Annotated in this window: 19 protein-coding genes; 9 read left to right on the top strand and 10 right to left on the bottom strand. The window is 73.2% G+C overall.

Going from position 1 to position 19,090, the window contains the following annotated elements; genetic code table 11:
- Nucleotides 1–5: 5 nt before the first annotated feature.
- A complete protein-coding gene (locus tag ACRWND_RS13265) occupies nt 6–416 on the bottom strand; it encodes a hypothetical protein (protein WP_431948925.1) in 411 nt (136 codons plus the stop codon).
- A gap of 74 nt (nt 417–490) precedes the next feature.
- Here ACRWND_RS13265 and ACRWND_RS13260 point away from each other — a divergent pair, with 74 nt between their 5' ends.
- Both ACRWND_RS13260 and ACRWND_RS13255 read left to right on the top strand, forming a co-directional pair.
- Nucleotides 491–676, top strand: coding sequence for a hypothetical protein (locus ACRWND_RS13260; RefSeq protein ID WP_431948924.1), 186 nt, complete (start codon nt 491–493; stop codon nt 674–676).
- A gap of 144 nt (nt 677–820) precedes the next feature.
- Nucleotides 821–1,267, top strand: a complete 447-nt coding sequence (locus ACRWND_RS13255; RefSeq protein WP_431948923.1) for a DUF4234 domain-containing protein — start codon at nt 821–823, stop codon at nt 1,265–1,267.
- 20 nt (nt 1,268–1,287) lie between these two features.
- Here the strand turns inward: ACRWND_RS13255 and ACRWND_RS13250 are convergent, their stop codons facing one another.
- Entirely contained in the window at nt 1,288–2,502 is a 1,215-nt protein-coding gene (locus ACRWND_RS13250; RefSeq protein ID WP_431948922.1) for a D-alanyl-D-alanine carboxypeptidase family protein, read from the bottom strand.
- A gap of 191 nt (nt 2,503–2,693) precedes the next feature.
- Between ACRWND_RS13250 and ACRWND_RS13245 the strand changes: the two genes are divergently transcribed.
- Both ACRWND_RS13245 and ACRWND_RS13240 read left to right on the top strand, forming a co-directional pair.
- On the top strand, nt 2,694–4,028 hold the full coding sequence (locus ACRWND_RS13245) for a DUF4132 domain-containing protein (RefSeq protein ID WP_431948921.1): 1,335 nt from the start codon (nt 2,694–2,696) through the stop codon (nt 4,026–4,028).
- A 5-nt stretch (nt 4,029–4,033) separates the two neighbouring features.
- Complete coding sequence (locus ACRWND_RS13240) at nt 4,034–5,008, top strand: hypothetical protein (RefSeq protein ID WP_431948920.1); 975 nt, start codon at nt 4,034–4,036, stop codon at nt 5,006–5,008.
- A gap of 68 nt (nt 5,009–5,076) precedes the next feature.
- On the opposite strand, the gene ACRWND_RS13235 is transcribed toward ACRWND_RS13240, so the two are convergent.
- The 5 genes from ACRWND_RS13235 to ACRWND_RS13215 form a co-directional block, all read right to left on the bottom strand.
- Nucleotides 5,077–5,829 carry a succinate dehydrogenase iron-sulfur subunit gene (locus ACRWND_RS13235; RefSeq protein WP_431948919.1) on the bottom strand — a complete coding sequence of 251 codons (753 nt, stop codon included), beginning with the start codon at nt 5,827–5,829 and terminating at the stop codon, nt 5,077–5,079.
- Entirely contained in the window at nt 5,829–7,583 is a 1,755-nt protein-coding gene (gene sdhA / locus ACRWND_RS13230; protein ID WP_431948918.1) for a succinate dehydrogenase flavoprotein subunit, read from the bottom strand. Before sdhA ends, ACRWND_RS13235 begins: the two co-directional genes overlap by 1 nt.
- Before the next feature lie 28 nt (nt 7,584–7,611).
- Nucleotides 7,612–8,082, bottom strand: a complete 471-nt coding sequence (locus ACRWND_RS13225; protein WP_431948917.1) for a succinate dehydrogenase hydrophobic membrane anchor subunit — start codon at nt 8,080–8,082, stop codon at nt 7,612–7,614.
- Nucleotides 8,083–8,090: 8 nt separating this feature from the next.
- On the bottom strand, nt 8,091–8,471 hold the full coding sequence (gene sdhC / locus ACRWND_RS13220) for a succinate dehydrogenase, cytochrome b556 subunit (RefSeq protein ID WP_078620037.1): 381 nt from the start codon (nt 8,469–8,471) through the stop codon (nt 8,091–8,093).
- A gap of 126 nt (nt 8,472–8,597) precedes the next feature.
- Nucleotides 8,598–9,176, bottom strand: a complete 579-nt coding sequence (locus ACRWND_RS13215; RefSeq protein ID WP_431948916.1) for a 2-oxo-4-hydroxy-4-carboxy-5-ureidoimidazoline decarboxylase — start codon at nt 9,174–9,176, stop codon at nt 8,598–8,600.
- Between the two features lie 300 nt (nt 9,177–9,476).
- Between ACRWND_RS13215 and ACRWND_RS13210 the strand changes: the two genes are divergently transcribed.
- From ACRWND_RS13210 to ACRWND_RS13195, 4 genes are all read left to right on the top strand, one after another.
- Nucleotides 9,477–11,018 (top strand): family 20 glycosylhydrolase, encoded by a 1,542-nt coding sequence (locus ACRWND_RS13210; protein ID WP_431948915.1) that lies wholly within the window; start codon nt 9,477–9,479, stop codon nt 11,016–11,018.
- A gap of 474 nt (nt 11,019–11,492) precedes the next feature.
- Nucleotides 11,493–12,083 (top strand): RNA polymerase sigma factor, encoded by a 591-nt coding sequence (locus ACRWND_RS13205; protein ID WP_431948914.1) that lies wholly within the window; start codon nt 11,493–11,495, stop codon nt 12,081–12,083.
- Complete coding sequence (locus ACRWND_RS13200; RefSeq protein ID WP_431948913.1) at nt 12,080–13,096, top strand: hypothetical protein; 1,017 nt, start codon at nt 12,080–12,082, stop codon at nt 13,094–13,096. Before ACRWND_RS13205 ends, ACRWND_RS13200 begins: the two co-directional genes overlap by 4 nt.
- A gap of 235 nt (nt 13,097–13,331) precedes the next feature.
- Nucleotides 13,332–13,769 (top strand): SRPBCC family protein, encoded by a 438-nt coding sequence (locus ACRWND_RS13195; protein WP_431948912.1) that lies wholly within the window; start codon nt 13,332–13,334, stop codon nt 13,767–13,769.
- Here the strand turns inward: ACRWND_RS13195 and ACRWND_RS13190 are convergent.
- Nucleotides 13,760–14,677 (bottom strand): peptidoglycan-binding protein, encoded by a 918-nt coding sequence (locus tag ACRWND_RS13190; protein ID WP_431948911.1) that lies wholly within the window; start codon nt 14,675–14,677, stop codon nt 13,760–13,762. The two genes, ACRWND_RS13195 and ACRWND_RS13190, sit on opposite strands and share 10 nt — an antisense overlap.
- Nucleotides 14,678–14,800: 123 nt before the next feature.
- Here ACRWND_RS13190 and ACRWND_RS13185 point away from each other — a divergent pair, with 123 nt between their 5' ends.
- Complete coding sequence (locus ACRWND_RS13185) at nt 14,801–16,381, top strand: acyl-CoA mutase large subunit family protein (RefSeq protein ID WP_431948910.1); 1,581 nt, start codon at nt 14,801–14,803, stop codon at nt 16,379–16,381.
- Between the two features lie 369 nt (nt 16,382–16,750).
- On the opposite strand, the gene ACRWND_RS13180 is transcribed toward ACRWND_RS13185, so the two are convergent.
- Nucleotides 16,751–18,094 carry a polysialyltransferase family glycosyltransferase gene (locus ACRWND_RS13180; RefSeq protein ID WP_431948909.1) on the bottom strand — a complete coding sequence of 448 codons (1,344 nt, stop codon included), beginning with the start codon at nt 18,092–18,094 and terminating at the stop codon, nt 16,751–16,753.
- Complete coding sequence (locus ACRWND_RS13175) at nt 18,094–19,074, bottom strand: glycosyltransferase family 2 protein (RefSeq protein ID WP_431948908.1); 981 nt, start codon at nt 19,072–19,074, stop codon at nt 18,094–18,096. The genes ACRWND_RS13180 and ACRWND_RS13175 overlap by 1 nt, the downstream gene beginning before the upstream one ends.
- Nucleotides 19,075–19,090: the final 16 nt, after the last annotated feature.

Raw genomic sequence — 19,090 nt, 5'->3', positions numbered from 1 at the left:
CGCCGTCACGCCCCGGGCCGCGCGGGGGCGGTCCAGCCCTGCGGACGGACGGGCGGGACCTGCTCGCGGTCCATGACGCCCCGGCGGCGGATCTTGTTGAGGACGTAGACGTTGCCCAGGTGCAGCACTCCGAGGACGAGCAGGACGACACCGAGCTTGACCGACAGGGCCTCGAAGAGTTCGCGGGAGTTCCCGACCGGGTCGGCGTTCCTCAGGTACAGCGCGACGAAGCCCAGGTTCACCAGGTAGAAGCCCACCACCAGGAGGTGGTTGACGGCCTCGGCCAGTTTCTCGTTGCCATGGAGTACGTCTTCGAGGAAGACCTTGCCGGCCCGGCTGAGGGTCCGGGCCACCCACACCGTCAGCGCGACGCTGATGAGCAGGTAGACGACGTATGCGACGACCGATAGGTCCATGGGTCCCACCCTTTTCGAACGTGTTCAAAACCCGTCGCCGATGACTCTAGACCTGTTTTTGAACATGTTCAAGCGTGAAGTGCCGCGGCCCGCAGGGGCGGTGGGCCGCCGGCCCGCCCCGCCCCGGGTGGTGGTCGCGCCCGGGTGGCTCCGCCCTCGACGCCCTCGACGCCCTCGCCCTCGACGCCCTCGACGCCGACGGACGCCGGCGCCTCTCCGACCTGCTGCGACGCGTCATGGTGAGGGCCGAGGGCGGCTGAGCGCAGGACCCGGCACGATCCCGCCGCCCTGTGCGGGATTTGTGGGTCTTCCCCGCTGACAGGTCGCCTGACCGCCGAGTAGCTTTACCTTCTCCTCGGCGCGCAACCGCTCCGTCACTGCCGAGGGATCGACCTGGGAGCAGCATGTTCAACGAGGACCGCTACTACCGCACCCTCCCCTGTCCGAGGGGGCCCTTCCCGGGCTTCCCCGCCTCCGGGGGCGTGGGACTCGCCACGCCGTCCGGCGACATGCGCCGCCCCGGGGCCGTGTGGCTGCTGGGGCCCCTCACCTTCGGCGTGTCCTGGCTCGTCTGGTACTACCGGGCCAACAAGGAACTGCGGGAGTTCGACCCCGGCATCGAAGTCCGCCCGCTCCTCGCGGTGCTCGCCGTCAGCCTCGGCGCGCCGCTGCTCGTGCCCGCCGTCGTCTCCCTCTACAACACCGGTTGCCGTATCGCCCGGGCCCAGCGCCGCGCGGGTCTGCACGACACGGTCTCCGGCCTCAAGGGACTGCTGCTGGCGCCCGCGTTCGGGCTGACCTCGTTCTACTACCAGGAGCAGCTGAACCAGGTCTGGATCGCCAGGAACTGAAGACAGGCCAGGGTCGGCGGTCAGCGGGACCTGCGCCGCCCGGCAGCCTCGGCGGGCCGGCCGCGCCGGGACCCGGCTCCCGCCTCGGACCGGGTCGGCGCGGCGCGCTGCGGCAGCGGCCGGCGCCTGATCGCCAGGATGAACGCCGAGACGGCCGCCACCAGGACGGTCTCCGCGGCGGGGGTGATCCACGAGGACCCCTTCGGCCCTTCGGCCGCCACAGGCCGCGAATCGGGGCCGGGCCCACGGCCTGGGCCGTCGGCAGGAGGCCCGCCGGCCATCGCGCGCACCTGGCTCAGCGTCGGCACCAGCTCCCCGACCGGCTCCACGCGGCCCACCGCGCCGAAGCCCCAGTCCAGCAGGTCGGCCGCCTCCCGGTACACCTCGTCGTAGCCGGACTCGGGGTGCATCACGGTCACCAGCAGCGTCCGCCCGTCGCGCTCCGCCGCGCCGGTGAAGGTGTTGCCGGCGTCGGTCGTGTAGCCGTTCTTCACGCCGATCATGCCGTCGTAGTCGCCGAGCAGCCGGTTGGTGTTCTGGATCTCGAACGTCTTGCCCTTCTCCGCGGGGAAGCGCGCGATCCGCGTGCGGCAGTAGTGCCGGAAGTCCGGGTTCCGCAGCCCCGCCCGCGCGATGAGCGTCAGATCGTAGGCCGAGGACAGCTGGCCGGGTGTGTCGTAGCCGTCCGGGCTCACCACGTATGTGTCGTTCGCCTGCAGCTCCCGCGCCCGCGCCCGCATGTCCCGGACGGTCTTGTCCACGCCGCCGTTCATCGAGCACAGCACGTGCACCGCGTCGTTCCCCGACCGCAGGAACACCCCGAGCCACAACTGCTCGACCGAGTAGGTGATGCCGGCCTCGATGCCGACCAGACTGCTCCCGGACCCTAGGCCCGCCAGGTCCGCGTGCGTCACCCGGTGCTGTGTGCGCCGGTCGAAGCGGGGCAGCAGGGTGTCGGCGAACAGCATCTTCAGCGTGCTCGCCGGCGGCAGCCGCCGGTGTGCGTTGTACGACGCCAGCACCTCGCCGGAGTCGGCGTCCGCCACGATCCACGACAAAGAGTTCGTCTTCGGCAGCCTCGGCGCCCCCGCGGCTACCTGCGCCCCGTGCCGTCCCAGCCGCTCGCCGCCGACCACGGGCCGGCCGGCCGCCGCCTTCCCCGCGGGGAGCAGGGCGGCGGCCACGCCGAGTCCGAGGACGGCACGTCGCGGCGGTGTGGGGTGTGTCGCGGCCATGGAGGGACGGTACAAGCTGCCGCCTCCGCCGCCGAACCGAGGGCACCGCCGCGGACGCCGGTCGGCCCAGCACCGCGGGGGTACTTGCGCCGAACGGGGGACGCCTCGGGACCCGTTGTCGGAGGGCGGCCCTACGCTCGGCGGGGACGGGGGACGTGTGGGTCGCCGCATGGGGGTGGACGGTGAGCGTGATGAGGCTGGAGGACGTCGAGGGGCCGGCGGTGCCCGGGTACGGGCTCGGGGTGGCGCAGCGACTGGGCGACGTCACCGCGGAGCTGGTCATCCGGGACGGACGGGCGGCGCTGGAGTGGCGGAACGCTGCGGGCAGGGCCCTGCGGTGCGCCCCCGGCGGCGTGCGGCGTGACCACGCGGCAGAGCTGACGCGGCTCAGAGCGGCCGTCGGGCACATCGACCGGGCACTGGCGGCGCAGGCCGCCCGGTTGGACCGGCGGTTTTCCGAGCGGTCCGCCTGGCCGTACGCCGTGTGGCGCAGGGACGTCGCGGACCACCCGCTGCTGGGCGCCCTCGCCCGGCGGCTGCTGTGGACGGTCGACGGCGTGGCCTGCGGCTGGGCAGCGGACGGCCTGCGCACCCTGGACGGCCGGCCGGTGCGCGCCGGCGGGGAGGCCGCCGTCGCCCTGTGGCACCCGCTGGGGCGCGAGCGCGCGGAGATCACGGCCTGGCGGCAGTGGTTGGAGCGGCACGGCGTCACCCAGCCCTTCGCGCAGGCCCACCGCGAGGTCTACGGCCCCGCAGACGCCGAACGCCTCCTGGCCGCCCGCCACGTCCTGCGGCGGCAGCGGTTCGCCGCGCTGGCCACCGCCCGCGGGTGGAGGTACTCCCCTCCTCCGGCGGCGGAGGGAGCCTTCCCGCCCGCCACGCGGGAGCTCCCGCGGTGGGGACTGCGCGCGGAGCTGCGGTTCAGCGGCGTCGGCGGGGACGCCGAAGACGGCGGCCCCGGCCGCTGCGACGGCCCGGCGCACATCGGCGCGGACTGGGTGTGCTTCCGCCCCCTGGACGCCCCCGGGGAGCGGGCCGACCCGCTCCCGCTCGCCGACGTCCCGCCGCTCGTCCTCAGCGAGGTCCTGCGCGACGTGGACCTCTTCGTGGGGGCCGCCGGCATCGGCAACGACCCCACCTGGCAGGACGGCGGCCCCGACGGCCGCTTCCGGGCCTACTGGACGTCCTATGTCTCCGCCGGGCTGACGCCCTGCGGCGAGACCCGCCGCGAGGTGCTCTCCCACCTCGTGCCGCGCCTGGCCGTCGCCGGCCGCTGCGCCGTCGAGGACCGCTTCCTGCGCGTCCGCGGCGACCGGCACACCTATGGGATCCACATAGGCTCCGGCGATGTCCTGGTGTCCCCCGGCGACCGCCACCTTTGCGTCGTCCCGCGCACGCGCCCCGGCACGGTCCCGGGCCCCCTGCCCTTCGAGGGCGACTCCATGCTGCCGGTGATCCTCGCCAAGGCGCTGCTCCTCGCCCGCGACACGGAGATCACCGACCCGACGATCGTGAGGCGGCTGTGAAACGTGTGCGGACCCCCGAATGCTCGCCGTGGGAGGACGAGGGACGGATCGCCTTCATCGCCCGGCTCGCGGCGGAGGGGGATCTCTCCGAGCTCGCGGAGGCACTCCTGCAGCCGGCCGCCGGCTGGGACGAGGGCCACGGAGCCGTGTCCCGGCTGCGCGCGATGCCCAGGCAGCGGCGCATGGCCTTGGCCGACCTCCTCGTCCGACAGCTCGAGGCGTCGCAGCAGGTGCCGGAGAAACACGAGAGGCTCTGGCTCCTACTCGCCGCTGTCTCCCGCGGTTTCGCCGAGGACTCCTGGTGCGCGCGGTGGAACGGCATGCTGGAACGCCAGGCGGCGGAACTCTGGTGGTCGCAGACCAGCGACGACGTGCCCACCCTCGCCGAGGCCCTGCTGGACGCCGGGCGGCCGCTGTCCGGCGAGGTCGTCGGCCTGCTGCGCAGATCCGCGCACATGGGCCTCGGCTGGGCGCAACTCCTCCTGGACCGCGTCCCCGAGCCGCCCCTCAACCCCGGTGAGCCCTGGTCCGACCGCGTCCTGGCGGAGCTGCCGGAACTCGGCGACCCCTGGCGGAAACTGATCCCGCATCTGCGTGCCGCGGGGCCGACCCCCGGTGCGCGCTGGGAACGGACGGCCGCCGCGGTCCTCGACGGCATCGACCCCGAGGCGGTACGCCGCACCGCCACCGCCTGGCTGGCCCTCGCTGCCCACGGCGCCCGCGACCCCTGGAACGTCACCGCCGTCCGGGGCCTGGCCTGGCTGCTGTCGTCCCCCACCGTGCCGCCCCGCCCCGAGACCGTCCGCGTCCTGGGCGCTCTCGTCGAACGGCCCTCGGTCAAGACCGTCGTCGCCGGTGCGGGCATACGCGCCCTGGCCCGGCTGGACGGCGGCGCCGGCCGGGACGAGCTGCGCAGGCTTGCGGGCTGCGTCGAGCACACGGCCACCCGCAAGCAGATCCTTCGGGCGCTGAACCCGTGAACGCCCGAGGGCTCCGCGTCCGGTGGAAACCGGGCGCGGAGCCCTCGGGGGAGCCTCGGGGGAGGGGATCAGAAGCGACGCGTGATGAGCGCGCGCTTCACCTCCTGGATGGCCTTGGTGACCTCGATGCCGCGCGGGCAGGCGTCGGTGCAGTTGAACGTGGTGCGGCAGCGCCACACGCCGTCCTTGTCGTTCAGCACCTCGAGCCGCTGCTCGCCCGCCTCGTCACGCGAGTCGAAGATGAAGCGGTGGGCGTTGACGATGGCCGCCGGGCCGAAGTACTGGCCGTCGTTCCAGAAGACCGGGCAGGACGACGTGCACGCGGCGCACAGGATGCACTTGGTGGTGTCGTCGAAGCGCGCGCGGTCCTCGGGGGACTGCAGGCGCTCGCGGGTCGGCTCGTTGCCCTTGGTGATGAGGAAGGGCATCACGTCCCGGTAGGCCTGGAAGAACGGGTCCATGTCGACGACCAGGTCCTTCAGTACCGTCAGGCCCTTGATGGGCTCGACGGTGATGGGCTTGTCCGGGTTGATGTCCTTGATCAGCGTCTTGCAGGCCAGCCGGTTGCGGCCGTTGATGCGCATGGCGTCGGAGCCGCAGATGCCGTGGGCGCAGGACCGGCGGAACGTCAGCGAGCCGTCCATGTCCCACTTGATCTTGTGGAGGCCGTCGAGGACCCGCTCCTTGGGGTCGATCTCCAGCTGGAAGTCCTGCCAGGTGGCCTCGTCCGAGATCTCCGGGTTGAACCGGCGGATCCGGAAGGTGACCGTGATGTAGGGCGAGGCCTGGGCCTCGACCTTGTCGAGGGTCGCGGTGCTCATCAGTACTTACGCTCCATCGGCTGGTAGCGGGTCTGCACGACCGGCTTGTAGTCGAGCCGGATCGACTCGGTGCCGTCGGCACCCACTTCGCGGTACGCCATCGTGTGCCGCATGAAGTTGACGTCGTCGCGGTTCGGGTAGTCCTCGCGGTAGTGGCCGCCGCGGGACTCCTTGCGGGCCAGGGCCGAGACCGCCATGACCTCGGCGAGGTCGAGCAGGTTGCCGAGCTCGATGGCCTCGAGCAGGTCGGTGTTGAACCGCTTGCCCTTGTCCTGGATCGACACGTTCTTGTACCGGGCGCGCAGCTCGCCGATCTTCTCGACGGCCGTCTTGATGGTCTGCTCGGTGCGGAACACCATGACGTTGGCGTCCATGGTCTCCTGCAGCTCCTTGCGCAGCTGCGCGACCCGCTCGCCTCCGGTGGAGGCGCGGAGCCGCTCGACCTGGTCGACCACGAACTGCTCCGGCGCTTCGGGGAGCTCGACGTAGTCGTGCTCCGCGGAGTACTCGGCCGCGGCGATGCCGGCCCGGCGGCCGAAGACGTTGATGTCCAGCAGCGAGTTGGTGCCGAGGCGGTTGGCGCCGTGCACGGAGACGCAGGCGACCTCCCCGGCGGCGTACAGGCCCGGGACGACGGTGGTGTTGTCCGACAGGACCTCACCCTCGACGTTCGTGGGGATGCCGCCCATGGCGTAGTGCGCGGTCGGCTGGATCGGGATCGGGTCCGTGTAGGGCTCGATCCCGAGGTAGGTCCGCGCGAACTCGGTGATGTCCGGGAGCTTGGCGTCCAGCTGCTCCGGCGGCAGGTGGGTCAGGTCGAGGTAGACGTGGTCGCCCTCGGGACCGCAGCCGCGGCCCTCGCGGATCTCGGTGTAGATCGCGCGGGAGACGACGTCACGGGAGGCGAGGTCCTTCATGACCGGCGCGTACTTCTCCATGAAGCGCTCGCCGTCCTTGTTGCGGAGGATGCCGCCCTCACCGCGGGCGCCCTCCGTCAGCAGGATGCCCATGCGCCAGATGCCGGTCGGGTGGAACTGGAAGAACTCCATGTCCTCCAGCGGCAGCCCGCGGCGGTAGACGGCGGCCTGGCCGTCACCGGTGAGGGTGTGCGCGTTGGAGGTGACCTTGAAGAACTTGCCGGTGCCGCCGGAGGCGTACACCACGGCCTTGGCCTGGAAGACGTGGATCTCGCCGGTGGCCAGCTCGTACGCGACGACGCCGGCGGACTTCTTGACGCCGTCCTCCTCGACGATGATCTGGTCGAGGACGTAGAACTCGTTGAAGAACTCCACACCCTCCTTGACGCAGTTCTGGTACAGCGTCTGGAGGATCATGTGGCCGGTGCGGTCGGCCGCGTAGCAGGCACGGCGGACCGGGGCCTCGCCGTGGTTGCGGGAGTGGCCGCCGAAGCGGCGCTGGTCGATCCGGCCCTCGGGGGTGCGGTTGAAGGGCAGGCCCATCTTCTCGAGGTCGAGGACCGCGTCGATGGCCTCCTTCGCCAGGATCTCGGCGGCGTCCTGGTCGACCAGGTAGTCACCGCCCTTGATCGTGTCGAAGGTGTGCCACTCCCAGTTGTCCTCCTCGACGTTCGCGAGGGCCGCGGCCATGCCGCCCTGGGCGGCGCCGGTGTGGGAGCGGGTCGGGTAGAGCTTCGTCAGCACGGCGGTGCGGCTGCGCTTCGTCGCCTCGATGGCGGCGCGCATGCCGGCGCCGCCGGCGCCGACGATGACGGTGTCGTACTTGTGGATCTGCATGAGGGGTCGCTTCCCTGTCCAGCCCTGGCTAGCGGATGTTCGGGTCGAAGGTGAAGATCACCAGCGTGCCGAGGATGATGGTGAACGCGGTCGCGGTGTAGACCAGCATCTTCAGCCAGAACCGGGTGGTGTCCCGCTCCGCGTAGTCGTTGATCACGGTGCGCAGGCCGTTGCCGCCGTGCAGCATCGCCAGCCACAGCATGACCAGGTCCCAGGTCTGCCAGAACGGCGAGGCCCAGCGGCCGGCGACGAAGGCGAAGCCGACCTTGGTGACGCCGCCGTCCAGCACGAGCTGGATCAGCAGGTGGCCGAGGACCAGGACGACCAGGACGATGCCGGACAGGCGCATGAAGAGCCAGCCGTACATCTCGAAGTTGGTCCGGGTGCTGCGCGGGGTGCGCTTGGTCCGGGCGCGCGGCGGCTCGATGACGGGGGCCGGGTTGTCCGGTCCGTAGGCGGCGCTGGAGGAGCTGAGCTCCACGTGGTCGGTTGGGGACATGGCTTCGCTCAGCTCCCGAACAGCACTCGTGCGGCGTGGCCGAGGACGGGGTAGATGGCCCCGATCATCAGCACGACCCAGATTCCGACGACCGTCCACAGCATCTGCTTCTGGTACTTCGGCCCCTTGGACCAGAAGTCGACGGCGATGACGCGCAGGCCGTTCAGAGCGTGGAAGAGGACAGCCGCGACCAGCCCGTACTCGAGCAGGCTGACGATGGGCTGCTTGTAGGTGTTGACGACCTTGTCGTAGTCCTCGGGGGAGACCCGCACCAGTGCGGTGTCGAGGACGTGGACGAACAGGAAGAAGAAGATGAGGACACCGGTGACTCGGTGAGCCACCCATGACCACATGCCTTCCCGGCCGCGGTACAACGTTCCAGCCGGCACGGAAAAAACCCTCCGGGAGCGGATGTGGGGCCTGCCGGCTTCGTTGGTCGGTCGGCCCGGCCGGGTACGGTCCACCGGCCCTGGCCATCGTAGCGACGGCTTGTCGGCTGCGTCCTGCCGGGTCCTTCAGGTGTGATCGATCCCGCACGGGTGGGTGTACCGGCGGGGAACCTCCGGCCCGTCCTCCGCGTCCGCGTGGGCCAGTCGCGCCAGGCGGGACCGGGTCACGCGGCGCAGTTCCTCGGCGGCCGTGACCCGTTCCTCGTCAGGGTCGTTGCCCAGGCGCTGCCGGAGCGACGCCAGCATCCGGTCGAGGGACTCGCCGGGGTGCACCCCGGCGAGGGACAGCACGAAGACGTGCCCGAAGCGCGCCTCGTACGCGGCTTGCGCGGCCCGCAGCGCCGTGTACGCGGCGAGGCTGCCGCGGGCGGGGGCGGAGTCCGGCGGGGCGCCGGACGCCTCGGCCGCGAGGGCCTCGGCGAGGTCGGCGGGGGCGAGGTCGTAGGCGGCCTCGTCTGCGGCGGCCAGCAGCGTGTCCAGGCCGGGGTAGGGGCGGTGCGCGGCGACGCGGCGGGCCCAGCGCCGACTGCCGCAGCAGGTCAGCAGGATGGCCTCGGCCGCTTCGGGGGAGAGCTCGTTGAGCTGCCGCAGGCCGTGGGGGAGCCCGGGGCGGGAGGGGCGGCCGACCGGGGCGGGCCGGGGCATCCGCCCGCGCGACTGCGCGGGCAGGTGCGCCGGTGTCGGCGGCGTCGGCGGGACGGCAGGGGTGTCGCTGGACAGCGGTGGGCTCCTGGGAGGGAACGGGTCGGCGGTGGGGGGAACCGCGAGGCGACTGCGCGGCGTGAACCACAGCGGGACGGTGGGTGACGACCACCGTATCGGCCTATGTTCGGCCCTGTACGACGGATGCGCGAATTTCACTCGTACGGGAACGAACATGCACGTCTTCCCCTGGTCCGCGCGGCGGGATCCGCACCACAGGCATACGTTCGGATCATGTGGCAGATGCGGGCGAAACGTGCGCCGGGGTGCGCGGTGACGGCCGTACTGACCGTTGTGCTCGGGGCGGGTCCGGCGCTCGCCGCGCCCGGGGCGGCCGCTGCCCCCGGGGGTGCGGCGGGCGCGTCCGACGGGTTCCCCTCGATCCCCGCCGTCCGCTCCTTCACTCCTGCCGCCGGCGTCGCCGCCTTCGTCCCCGGGCCGGGCTCCCGCGTGGTGGCGCCCGCGGGGAGTGCCGTGGAGGACGAGGCGCGGCTGCTCGCGGAGGAGTTGCGCCGGCCGTACGCCAGTGGGCCGGCGGAGCGGGGGGACATCTCACTTTCACTCGAACGGAGTAATGCGGGACCCGAGTCGTACGAGATGACAAGTTCGGCCGACGGGGTGACACTCCGCGCCGGCACCGACACCGGGGTCTTCTACGGCACCCGCACCCTCCTGCAGGCGGTCCGCTCCACCGGGCGCGTGCCGGCCGGCACCGTGAACGACCGCCCCGACCGCCCGGAACGCGGGCTGATGATCGACATCGGGCGCAAGCACTTCAGCCGTGAGTGGCTGGAGGCCAGGGTCCGCGAGCTGGGCGACCTCAAGTACAACCAGCTCCATCTGCACCTCAGCGACGACCAGGGCTTCCGTGTGGAGAGCGAGAGCCACCCCGAGGTCGTCTCGGCCCGCCACCTGTCCAAGGAGGACGTCCGCGCCGTGGTCGACCTCGCCGCGCGGCGGCACATCACGGTCGTCCCCGAGATCGACAGCCCCGGCCACATGGGCGCCGTGCTCGACGCCCACCCCGACCTCCAGTTGCGCTCCGCGGACGGCACGCCCGCACCCGGGACGCTCGACGTCTCCAGCCCCCGCGCGGCTGCCGTCGTCGACGACCTGCTCAAGGAGTACGCGCCGCTCTTCCCGGGCACCTCCTGGCACATCGGCGGCGACGAGTACCGCCCGCTCACGGCGGCCGACCCCGAGGCGTCCTTCCCGCGTCTGGCCGCGTACGCGCGCGAGCGCTACGGCCCGGACGCCGGGGTGGCCGACGCGGCGGCGGGCTGGCTCAACGACCGCGCCGCCACCCTGCGCTCCCTCGGCAAGCGCGCCGAGGCGTGGAACGACGGCTTCACCGACGGCGCCCGGGTCGCCGCGGACCCGGACCGCGTCGTGGCCTACTGGTCCAGCAACAAACTGCGCGGACGCCTGCCCGAGGAGTATCTGCGCGAGGGCCGGCAGCTGCTCAACCTCAACTCCTGGTACCTCTACTACGTCCTCGGCGCGCCCGGGAACTTCCCCTACCCCAGCGGGCAGCGCATCTACGAGGAGTGGACCCCGGCCGTCGTCTACCGGGACCGCACCGTGCCGGCGGGGCTCGCGGGACCGGACCGCATCCTCGGCGCGCGGCTGGCCGTCTGGTGCGATCAGGCGGACGCGCAGACCGAGGACGAGGTCGCGGCCGGTGTCCGGATGCCGCTGCGCGCGCTCATCCAGAAGCTCTGGGACCCCGGTCCGCCCGCCCTGAGCTGGCCCGCCTTCACCGCCCTCGCCGAGCGGGCCGGCTGAGCGGCGCCACGGGGCGCGCACAGGTGTGATGACGCCGCGGGGCGCGACAAGTGAAGCGGCCGGAGGTCCGCCTCCCCCCACAGGAGCGTCTCCGGCCGCCTCTGATGGTTAAAGCGCCGGCGCGGCCGAAAATGTCACACCCCTCGTCGCGAGGCCCCCGTGGGGCGACGGTTCGGCATGATCCACAACGGCGGCCCCGGGCGGACGCGCCGGGGGAAAGACGCTGCTCCGGGCTGCCCCGAGCCGTATGCGGCCACCGTTTCCGCCGGCCGGTCCGACCGCTGTTTCCCGGCCACCCGCACGGCCCGGGTTCCGTCCGTGCCACGGCGGGCGCGCAGGGGAGGCGCGTGCCCCGGCCCTCCGCAGTCGCCGGCCCGATTCCCCACCCCTGGTGACCCGCGGGTAGCCGCCCCCGGGGCCCCGTGGGCGCCCACGATGGGGCAGGATGGTCGCGACCGAGGGGGAGGCCCGAACGTGGATTTGGCGACCGCGGTACGCGCGGCGCAAGAAGGGGACGAGGACGGCTTCCGGTTCGTGTACCGAGCGGTGCAGCCGCAACTGCTGCAGTACGTGCGCTCACTGGTCGGCGCCGGGGACGCCGAGGACGTGGCCTCGGAGGCGTGGCTGCAGATCGCGCGCGACCTGCCGGGCTTCCGCGGCGACGGGGACGCGGTGCGCGGCTGGGCGGCCCGGGTCGCCCGCAACCGGGCGCTGGACCATCTGCGGGCGGCGGGCCGCCGTCCGCTCGCCGCCGCCGGGGTGGAGGAGCTGCTCGACCGGCCGGCCGTCTCGGACACCGCCGAGGAGGCGGTCGCCGCGCTGGGCAGCGCCGCCGCCCTGGAGGCCATCGCCGCCCTTCCCCGGGACCAGGCCGAGGCCGTGCTGCTGCGCGTGGTGATGGGTCTGGACTCCCGGTCGGCGGCCGAGGTCGTGGGCAAACGGCCGGGCGCGGTGCGGATGGCCGCCAGTCGCGGCCTGCGCCGTCTCGCCGAGGTGCTCGGTTCCGACGGCGGGGCGTCACGTGTGACGTTTTCGGCGTCCCGAACGCTTGAGGACATGAGATGAGCGATAACCGAGGACACGACTGGCTGGACGACGCGACCGCCGAGCGGTTGCTGCGGGGTGCCCACGGTGACGACCCGGCCGAGGGGGTCTGGCGCGACGACCGCGCCGCCGCCCTGGCGGGGCTGCTGGCCGCCGCGGCCGCTCCCGCGCCCATCGACCCGGAACGCGAGGAGGCGGCCGTCGCCGCCTTCCGGGCCGCTCGCGGCGACGACGCGCTCGCGGCGGCCCCCGCGGCGGTCCGCCTCTGCGCGGCCGATGCCCGGCCGGCCGTCGGCGGTGCCGGTGCGGTGAGGAAGAGGTGGAGTCGCACGGCCCGGCGCTCCCGATCGCTGACGGGAACGCTTGTCGCGACCGCCGCGGTGGCGGGGATGAGCGTGGCGGCCGCCGCGGCCGGCGCGCTGCCCGCCCTGCTCGACCGCCCCGCACCCGCCCCGGCCCACACCCAGGTCGCGGCCCCGGTCGTCCCGGTCAGCGCTTCGCCGTCCCCGACCCCTACCGCACTGTCGGCCTCCGCCAGCCCCGACCCCGGACACGACCGCCCGACGGGCGGCGGCACGCACGGCACCCGCGACACCCACGGCACCGTCGCGCCCGGCCACTCCTTTGGTCCGCCGTCCGCGCCGGCCCTGGACCACACGGCGCTGTGCCGCGCCTTCGAGGCGGCGGGCCGGCACCACAAGAACGTGGACGAGCAGGTCTACCAGCGGTTGCGCGAGGCGGCGGGCGGAGGCCAGGGGACGATCCGCCGCTACTGCGCCGGGCTCCTCGGCGAGAGCGGCAACCCCGGGACCAGCGGCAACGCCGGCAAGGCCGGTGAAGCCGACACGGCCGACACCGCTGAGAAGACTGAGAAGACCGAGAAGGCCAAGAAGGCCGAGGAGACCGAAAAGAAAGAGAAGAAAGAGGCGCCGGCGGACGACGACTCCCGGGACGGCGGAGGTCGTCACGAGGCTCCTCCTCCCGGGCACGACCGCCAGGAGGACCCCGTCCCGAGCGGCACCGCCGGCGAGTGACGCCTGTCGGCGTCCTGCGCTCCTCGCACCGTGCCCCACGTCCGTCCCCCGCGGCCGCAGAGCCCGGGGTGTGACACTTTCCGCCCCCCGCGCGCTGTAACCAGTAGACCGACTGGTCATCGGTCGATGGGTCGCCCGGTCACCCTGTGCCCGGGCCCCCAACGAGGGACGTGGGCGGAGCGCCTTCCCCCCGCTCCGCCCGCGTCCTCGCGTAGCGCCGCACTGGTGTCGGCGTATGGTCGGGAGCGTGGTCTTCCGCATCGAGCGGCGCTGTCCGCTCCCCGCCGCCGAGGCCTGGCGCCGGGTCACCGACTGGGAACGCCATGCCGCGCTGGTCCCTCTCACCACCGCCGTCGTCACGGGAGAGCGGTCCTTCACGGCACGCACCGGCCTCGGCCGGGTGGCCGTCGACGACCCCATGGAGATTGTGCGCTGGGAGCCGCCGGACGCGGACCGCCCCGGGCGCTGCCGGCTGGAGAAGCGCGGCAGGACCGTCCTCGGCTGGGCCGAGATCGAGGTGTGGCCGGGGGAGGACGGGGGCTCCCGGGTGGTCTGGCGCGAGGATGTGCGGGTGCGCCCGCTGCCCAGAGCCTTCGACCGACCCACGCAGTGGGCCGGCCGGCTGCTGTTCGGGCGGGCGCTGGACGGGCTGCTGGCCCGGGCTCACCAGTAGACGACGACCTTGTCGCCGATCCGCACCTGGTCGAAGAGCGCCGCGATCCTGCCCCGGTCGCGCACGTTGACGCAGCCGTGCGAGGCCCCCGCGTAGCCGCGGGCCGCGAAGTCGGCGGAGTAGTGCACCGCCTGGCCGCCGCTGAAGAACATCGCGTACGGCATGGGCGTGTGGTAGATCGTCGACACGTGGTTCCGGCTCTTGGCGAAGACGCTGAAGGTGCCCTCGCGGGTGGGCGTGTACTGGGAGCCGAAGCGGACGTCCATCGCCGAGACGACCGTGCCGCCCACGACCCAGGCCAGCGTGCGGCTGGTCTTGCTGATGCACAGCACGCGGCCGGTCATGCAGCGCGGGTCGAGCTTGGCCACCGCGTTGCTGGCCGGCGGGTACATGGCGGCGCGCGTGGGCTGCCGGGTGACCGAGCGCAGCTTCGCCCAGGTCACGTCGGTGACGCTGCCCGAGACGGGCAGCTTGTGCCGGGACTGGAAGGCGCGCACCGCGGTGGCGGTGACGTCGCCGTAGTAGCCGGTGGGGATGCGTCCGAAGAGGCCGAGCTGCTTCAGCCGGGCCTGCAGCTCGCGGACCTTCGCGCTGCTGCTGCCCCGCGCGATGACGACGACCGGCGGCGGAGTGCGGTGGGTCTGGGGCTTCTTCGTGGCGGACGCCGAAGCGGACGCCGAGGCCGTCGGCGAGGGAGCGCCGGTGCTCGGCGCGCTGCTGGGGCTCGCGGTGGGGCTCGCCGTCGGGTCGGCCGTCGGGCTCGTCCCGGAACCGGCGGTTTCCCGCGGCACGGAAGGCCCGGCGGTGGGCTCGCTCGCCTGGGCCGTGCAGCCGGCGAGGAGTGCCGCGGTGAGAACCGCGGCGGCGGCGGTCGCCGCGCGTGATCTTGCGACGCGTATGAGTTCCACGTCATCCCCCTGGAAATGAGTCGGTACACCCTTTGACTGTTTTTCCCGGCATGTAGTTGCACCGGCGCGTGCGCTGTTCGCCGCACACTGTGGGAAGGGGACCGAGTCGCTGGAGGCTGATGCATGGCACGCGAGTCCGAATCCGGTCTGCCGATCGAGCCCGTCTACGGCCCGGACGCCCTGGACGGGTGGGACCCGGCCGAGCGGCTCGGCGAGCCGGGCGGCTACCCCTTCACCCGCGGTGTGCACCCGACGATGTACACCAGCCGGCCCTGGACGATGCGCCAGTACGCGGGCTTCGGCACCGCGGCCGAGTCCAACGGGCGCTACCGGCAGCTGATCGCCCACGGCACCACGGGCCTGTCCGTCGCCTTCGACCTGCCGACCCAGATGGGGCACGACAGCGACGCCCCCCTCGCCCACGGCGAGGTCGGCAAGGTCGGCGTGGCGGTCGACTCGGTCGAGGACATGCGGGTGCTGTTCGGCGGGATCCCGCTGGACCGGGTCTCCACATCCATGACGATCAACGCGCCCGCCGCCCTGCTGCTCCTGATGTACCAGCTCGTCGGCGAGGAGCAGGGGGTGCCCGCGGACCGGCTCACCGGCACGATCCAGAACGACGTGCTCAAGGAGTACATCGCCCGCGGCACCTACATCTTCCCGCCCCAGCCGTCGCTGCGGCTGGTCGCGGACCTGTTCCGCTACTGCCGCGCCGAGATCCCGCGCTGGAACACCATCTCCATCTCCGGTTACCACATGGCCGAGGCCGGGGCCTCGCCCGCGCAGGAGATCGCCTTCACGCTCGCCGACGGCATCGCGTACGTCCGCACCGCCCTCGCCGCCGGCATGGACGTCGACGACTTCGCGCCGCGGCTGTCCTTCTTCTTCGTCTCGCGCACGACCCTGCTGGAGGAGGTCGCCAAGTTCCGTGCCGCCCGCCGCATCTGGGCCCGTGTGATGCGCGAGGAGTTCGGGGCGCGGAACCCCAGGTCGCAGATGCTGCGCTTCCACACCCAGACCGCGGGAGTGCAGCTCACCGCCCAGCAGCCGGAGGTGAACCTGGTGCGGGTGGCCGTCCAGGGACTGGCGGCGGTGCTGGGCGGCACGCAGTCGCTGCACACCAACTCCTTCGACGAGGCGATCGCGCTGCCCACCGAGAAGTCCGCCCGGCTCGCGCTGCGCACCCAGCAGGTCCTCGCGTACGAGACCGACGTGACGGCCACCGTCGACCCCTTCGCGGGGTCCTATGCCGTGGAGTCGATGACCGACGACCTCGAAGCGGCAGCCCTGGAGCTGATGGCCAAGGTGGAGGAGCTCGGCGGGGCCGTGAGCGCGATCGAGAGCGGCTTCCAGAAGTCCGAGATCGAGCGCAACGCCTACCGGATCGCGCAGGAGACCGACGGCGGGGAGCGGGTGGTCGTCGGCGTCAACCGCTTCCAGCTCGCGCAGGAGGAGCCCTACGAGCCGCTGCGCGTCGATCCGGCGATCGAGGAGGCGCAGGTGGCGCGGCTGGCCGCGCTGCGCGCCGGGCGCGACGGGCGGGCCGTGGACACGGCGCTGTCCGCGCTGCGGAAGGCTGCCGAGGGCACGGAGGACGTCCTGTACCCGATGAGGGACGCGCTGCGTGCCCGCGCAACGGTGGGCGAGGTCTGCGACGCGCTCCGCGAGGTCTGGGGGACGTACGCCCCCGCGGACGCGTTCTGACCCACCCGGCGAAGCGGGCGAGCCAGGCGGTGACACGCTCAGGTTCGCGCGTGGCGAGGCCGTCGTAGCCGTCCGAACGGATCACGAACAGGCCCTCTGCGGTGGACCGCGCTCCCGGGCCCGGTGCGGTGTGCGCGGGCAACGCCGCCCCCCAGCGCCGCGGGCGTCGCTGGGGGGCGAGGCCGGCCGGGAGAGGCTCGACCACTGCGACGCGCGCTTCGAGACCGGGCTGCGCGTCGCGGGCATCGAGCGGACCCTCGCCCCCACGGTGCGCGGTCGTCACCCACGCGCTCGTCATGTCCGGTCGTCGGCACCCCCGTCGCCGACGCGTACTGCGGCCCGGCGCCCCTCGCGGCCCGGCGCCCGCGGTCAGCGGCGGGACGCGACGTGCCTGATCCGCCGTGCGACCCTGCGCACCGCCGGGTTGGCCGGCAGGAACGCCAGGTGGGACGGCACCGCCCCGGGCAGTCCCAGGGACGCCAGCCGGCGCCGCCTGAAGTAGCGCCAGGTGCCGCCGTCCAGGCCGCCCGTCAGATAGCGCACCGCGTCCTCGCGCAGGTGGGGGTACGTCTGGTGCTGCATGCAGTAGCCCACGGCCCGCAGCAGCGGCACCAGCTCGGCTTCCACCCGCTCCACCGTGGGCGGCCGCCAGGCTTCCACCGCCTGCGGGCCCTCCAGGTCCGGCAGGAGCCGGTCGGCGATCGTGGCGGGCACGCGCTCGCCGTTGTCGTAGGGCGACAGCCGCTCCAGGACCCGTCCCGTGCCGACGCGCGCGACCGGCAGCCCGTACAGGGCGGACGCGGTGAACAGCGCGGTGGAGAAGCAGCCGACGACCAGGCGCGGACGCGTCCGTACGAAGAGCGCCTCGGCGAGCTCCGGCCCCCCGGCGACGGTCAGCTCCGCCCCCAGGGTGCGTGCCTCCTGCTCCAGCAGGCGCGACCAGTGCGCGGGCGCCGCCGGGTGCGGCTTGAAGACCAGCGTCCGGTGACCCGCCGCGACGGCGCCGCGCACCATGCGGACGTGCAGCTCCTCCTCCTCGGCGGCGGTGAGGACGTCCAGCGCCGACAGGTACTGGCCGAGCAGCAGCGCGCCTCCCTCCGGAAGCGGGGCCGCGGCCTCGTCGTGCTCCGCGATCCGGGTGACGACGCCGGTGAGGGCGTCCGCGGGGACGGCTTCGGCGGGGACGCCGTGCTCCGACAGCAGCAGCGGCCGCAGCCCGGGGACCAGATCCAGGTGCAGCACCCGGTTGACCCTGGTCGTGACCAGCGGTTCCAGCTTGTTCGGGGTCGGGCCGTAGGCCATGAGTCCGCCGGCGTACACCTCGAGGGGCGCGCCGGGGAAGACGCCGGCCAGGGCCAGGGCCGGGTCGGTGTGCAGGGACTCGACGACCAACTCGACCTCGTCCTCGCCGAGGTCCCACAGCCGCCGCAGGTACCGCTCCCACATCGGCGCGTCGTCCGGGCGGGGCGACCAGCCCGACGGGTGCAGCGGGGCGATCGCGTCGTTCCACGAGAGCACCCGGCCGAAGCGGTCGCGCAGCGCCGCGAAGCCCGGTGCCGTGTCGAGCGCCGGCGCGGTCTCGGGGACGGCGGCGTTGTTGCTGACCAGCAGCAGCCTGCGGTCGGCCGGGGCGAGGAGCCCGGCGTCCAACGCGGCGGCCACCGTGGCGGCGCCGGACAGCGTCGAGGCGAGGATCACCTGGGTCCTGGGCATCAGGCGGCCACCGTCCCGGCGGCGCCGAGGCGCCTGCGTGTGCGGCGCAGCAGCACGCTGCGCCGCATGTCCATCGTGTCCAGCACCTCGTTCAGGATCTCCTGGGGCATCCGCTTCAGGGCCGCCGCGCTCATCGCCTTCAGCGCGCGCGCGACCTGGGGCTCGTAGCGGCCCATGGCGCCCAGGTGGTGCGCGATCACCGCGCAGTAGGTGCGCACCGCCTTGGGCAGGAGGCGGTCCGCGTCCGGGTCCGCCGCGGTCTCGGCGAGGACCTGGTCGAAGGAGCGGATGAAGTCCAACTGCCGTACGTCGCCGATCTGCGTGAGCGAGGTGGCGACCCCGCGCCGGTAGAAGACGCCCAGCAGGCCGACGACCGCGAAGGACTTCGCCTCGCGGTGCAGCCGCCAGATCCACGGCCGGTCCTCGGCGGTGCGCAGCCCGTCGGGGAAGTGCAGCAGCCCCGCGTCGACCAGCCGCCGGTGGTAGACGCCGGCCCAGGCGTACGGGTAGTCCACGCAGGTCGTGCGGTCGGCCGGCAGGATCGCCTCGCGCGGGTCGAGGGCGACCCCGCGGCGGCCGTGCGGCACCCGGGCGATGGTGCGCTTGCGTCCGTGGGAGACGACGTGGTCGGTGCGCACGAAGTCGGTGCCGAGGGTCTCGATGGCCTCCAGAAGGCACGGCAGATAGCCGTCGGCCAGCCAGTCGTCGCCGTCCAGGAAGGTCAGGTACTCGCCCCGGGCGGCGTCGATGCCCGTGTTGCGGGCGGTGGCGAGCCCGCCGTTGCGCTCGTGGGAGACGAGTCGCGCCCCGGGCAGGTCGGGCAGCGCGCGCTCGAGAATCGCCGGGGTGTCATCCGTCGCACAATCGTTCACGAGAATGAACTCGAAATCCGCGCGGGAATTCGCGCGGAGGCTCTTCACCATGTCGGGGGCGAATGCCTGCACGTTGTAGAACGGGACGATGACGGAGAGCTTGACCACGCGGCGCACCCTATGA

The sequence above is a fragment of the Actinacidiphila sp. bgisy167 genome, assembly GCF_965342175.1.
Lineage (GTDB): Bacteria > Actinomycetota > Actinomycetes > Streptomycetales > Streptomycetaceae > Actinacidiphila.
The sequence above is the reverse complement of the archived record's forward strand: the minus strand, read 5'-3'. Positions and strand labels throughout refer to the sequence as shown.

What these genes read in the sequence shown, in the direction of transcription:
- ACRWND_RS13250 (WP_431948922.1), bottom strand. Translation starts at nt 2,502, where the DNA reads ATGGCCGCGACACACCCCACACCGCCGCGACGTGCCGTCCTCGGACTC.
- ACRWND_RS13200 (WP_431948913.1), top strand. Translation starts at nt 12,080, where the DNA reads ATGAGCGATAACCGAGGACACGACTGGCTGGACGACGCGACCGCCGAG.
- ACRWND_RS13245 (WP_431948921.1), top strand. Translation starts at nt 2,694, where the DNA reads ATGAGGCTGGAGGACGTCGAGGGGCCGGCGGTGCCCGGGTACGGGCTC.
- ACRWND_RS13210 (WP_431948915.1), top strand. Translation starts at nt 9,477, where the DNA reads ATGCGGGCGAAACGTGCGCCGGGGTGCGCGGTGACGGCCGTACTGACC.
- ACRWND_RS13225 (WP_431948917.1), bottom strand. Translation starts at nt 8,082, where the DNA reads ATGTCCCCAACCGACCACGTGGAGCTCAGCTCCTCCAGCGCCGCCTAC.
- sdhA (WP_431948918.1), bottom strand. Translation starts at nt 7,583, where the DNA reads ATGCAGATCCACAAGTACGACACCGTCATCGTCGGCGCCGGCGGCGCC.
- ACRWND_RS13255 (WP_431948923.1), top strand. Translation starts at nt 821, where the DNA reads ATGTTCAACGAGGACCGCTACTACCGCACCCTCCCCTGTCCGAGGGGG.
- ACRWND_RS13185 (WP_431948910.1), top strand. Translation starts at nt 14,801, where the DNA reads ATGGCACGCGAGTCCGAATCCGGTCTGCCGATCGAGCCCGTCTACGGC.
- ACRWND_RS13235 (WP_431948919.1), bottom strand. Translation starts at nt 5,829, where the DNA reads ATGAGCACCGCGACCCTCGACAAGGTCGAGGCCCAGGCCTCGCCCTAC.
- ACRWND_RS13180 (WP_431948909.1), bottom strand. Translation starts at nt 18,094, where the DNA reads ATGCCCAGGACCCAGGTGATCCTCGCCTCGACGCTGTCCGGCGCCGCC.
- ACRWND_RS13195 (WP_431948912.1), top strand. Translation starts at nt 13,332, where the DNA reads ATGGTCGGGAGCGTGGTCTTCCGCATCGAGCGGCGCTGTCCGCTCCCC.
- ACRWND_RS13215 (WP_431948916.1), bottom strand. Translation starts at nt 9,176, where the DNA reads ATGCCCCGGCCCGCCCCGGTCGGCCGCCCCTCCCGCCCCGGGCTCCCC.
- ACRWND_RS13265 (WP_431948925.1), bottom strand. Translation starts at nt 416, where the DNA reads ATGGACCTATCGGTCGTCGCATACGTCGTCTACCTGCTCATCAGCGTC.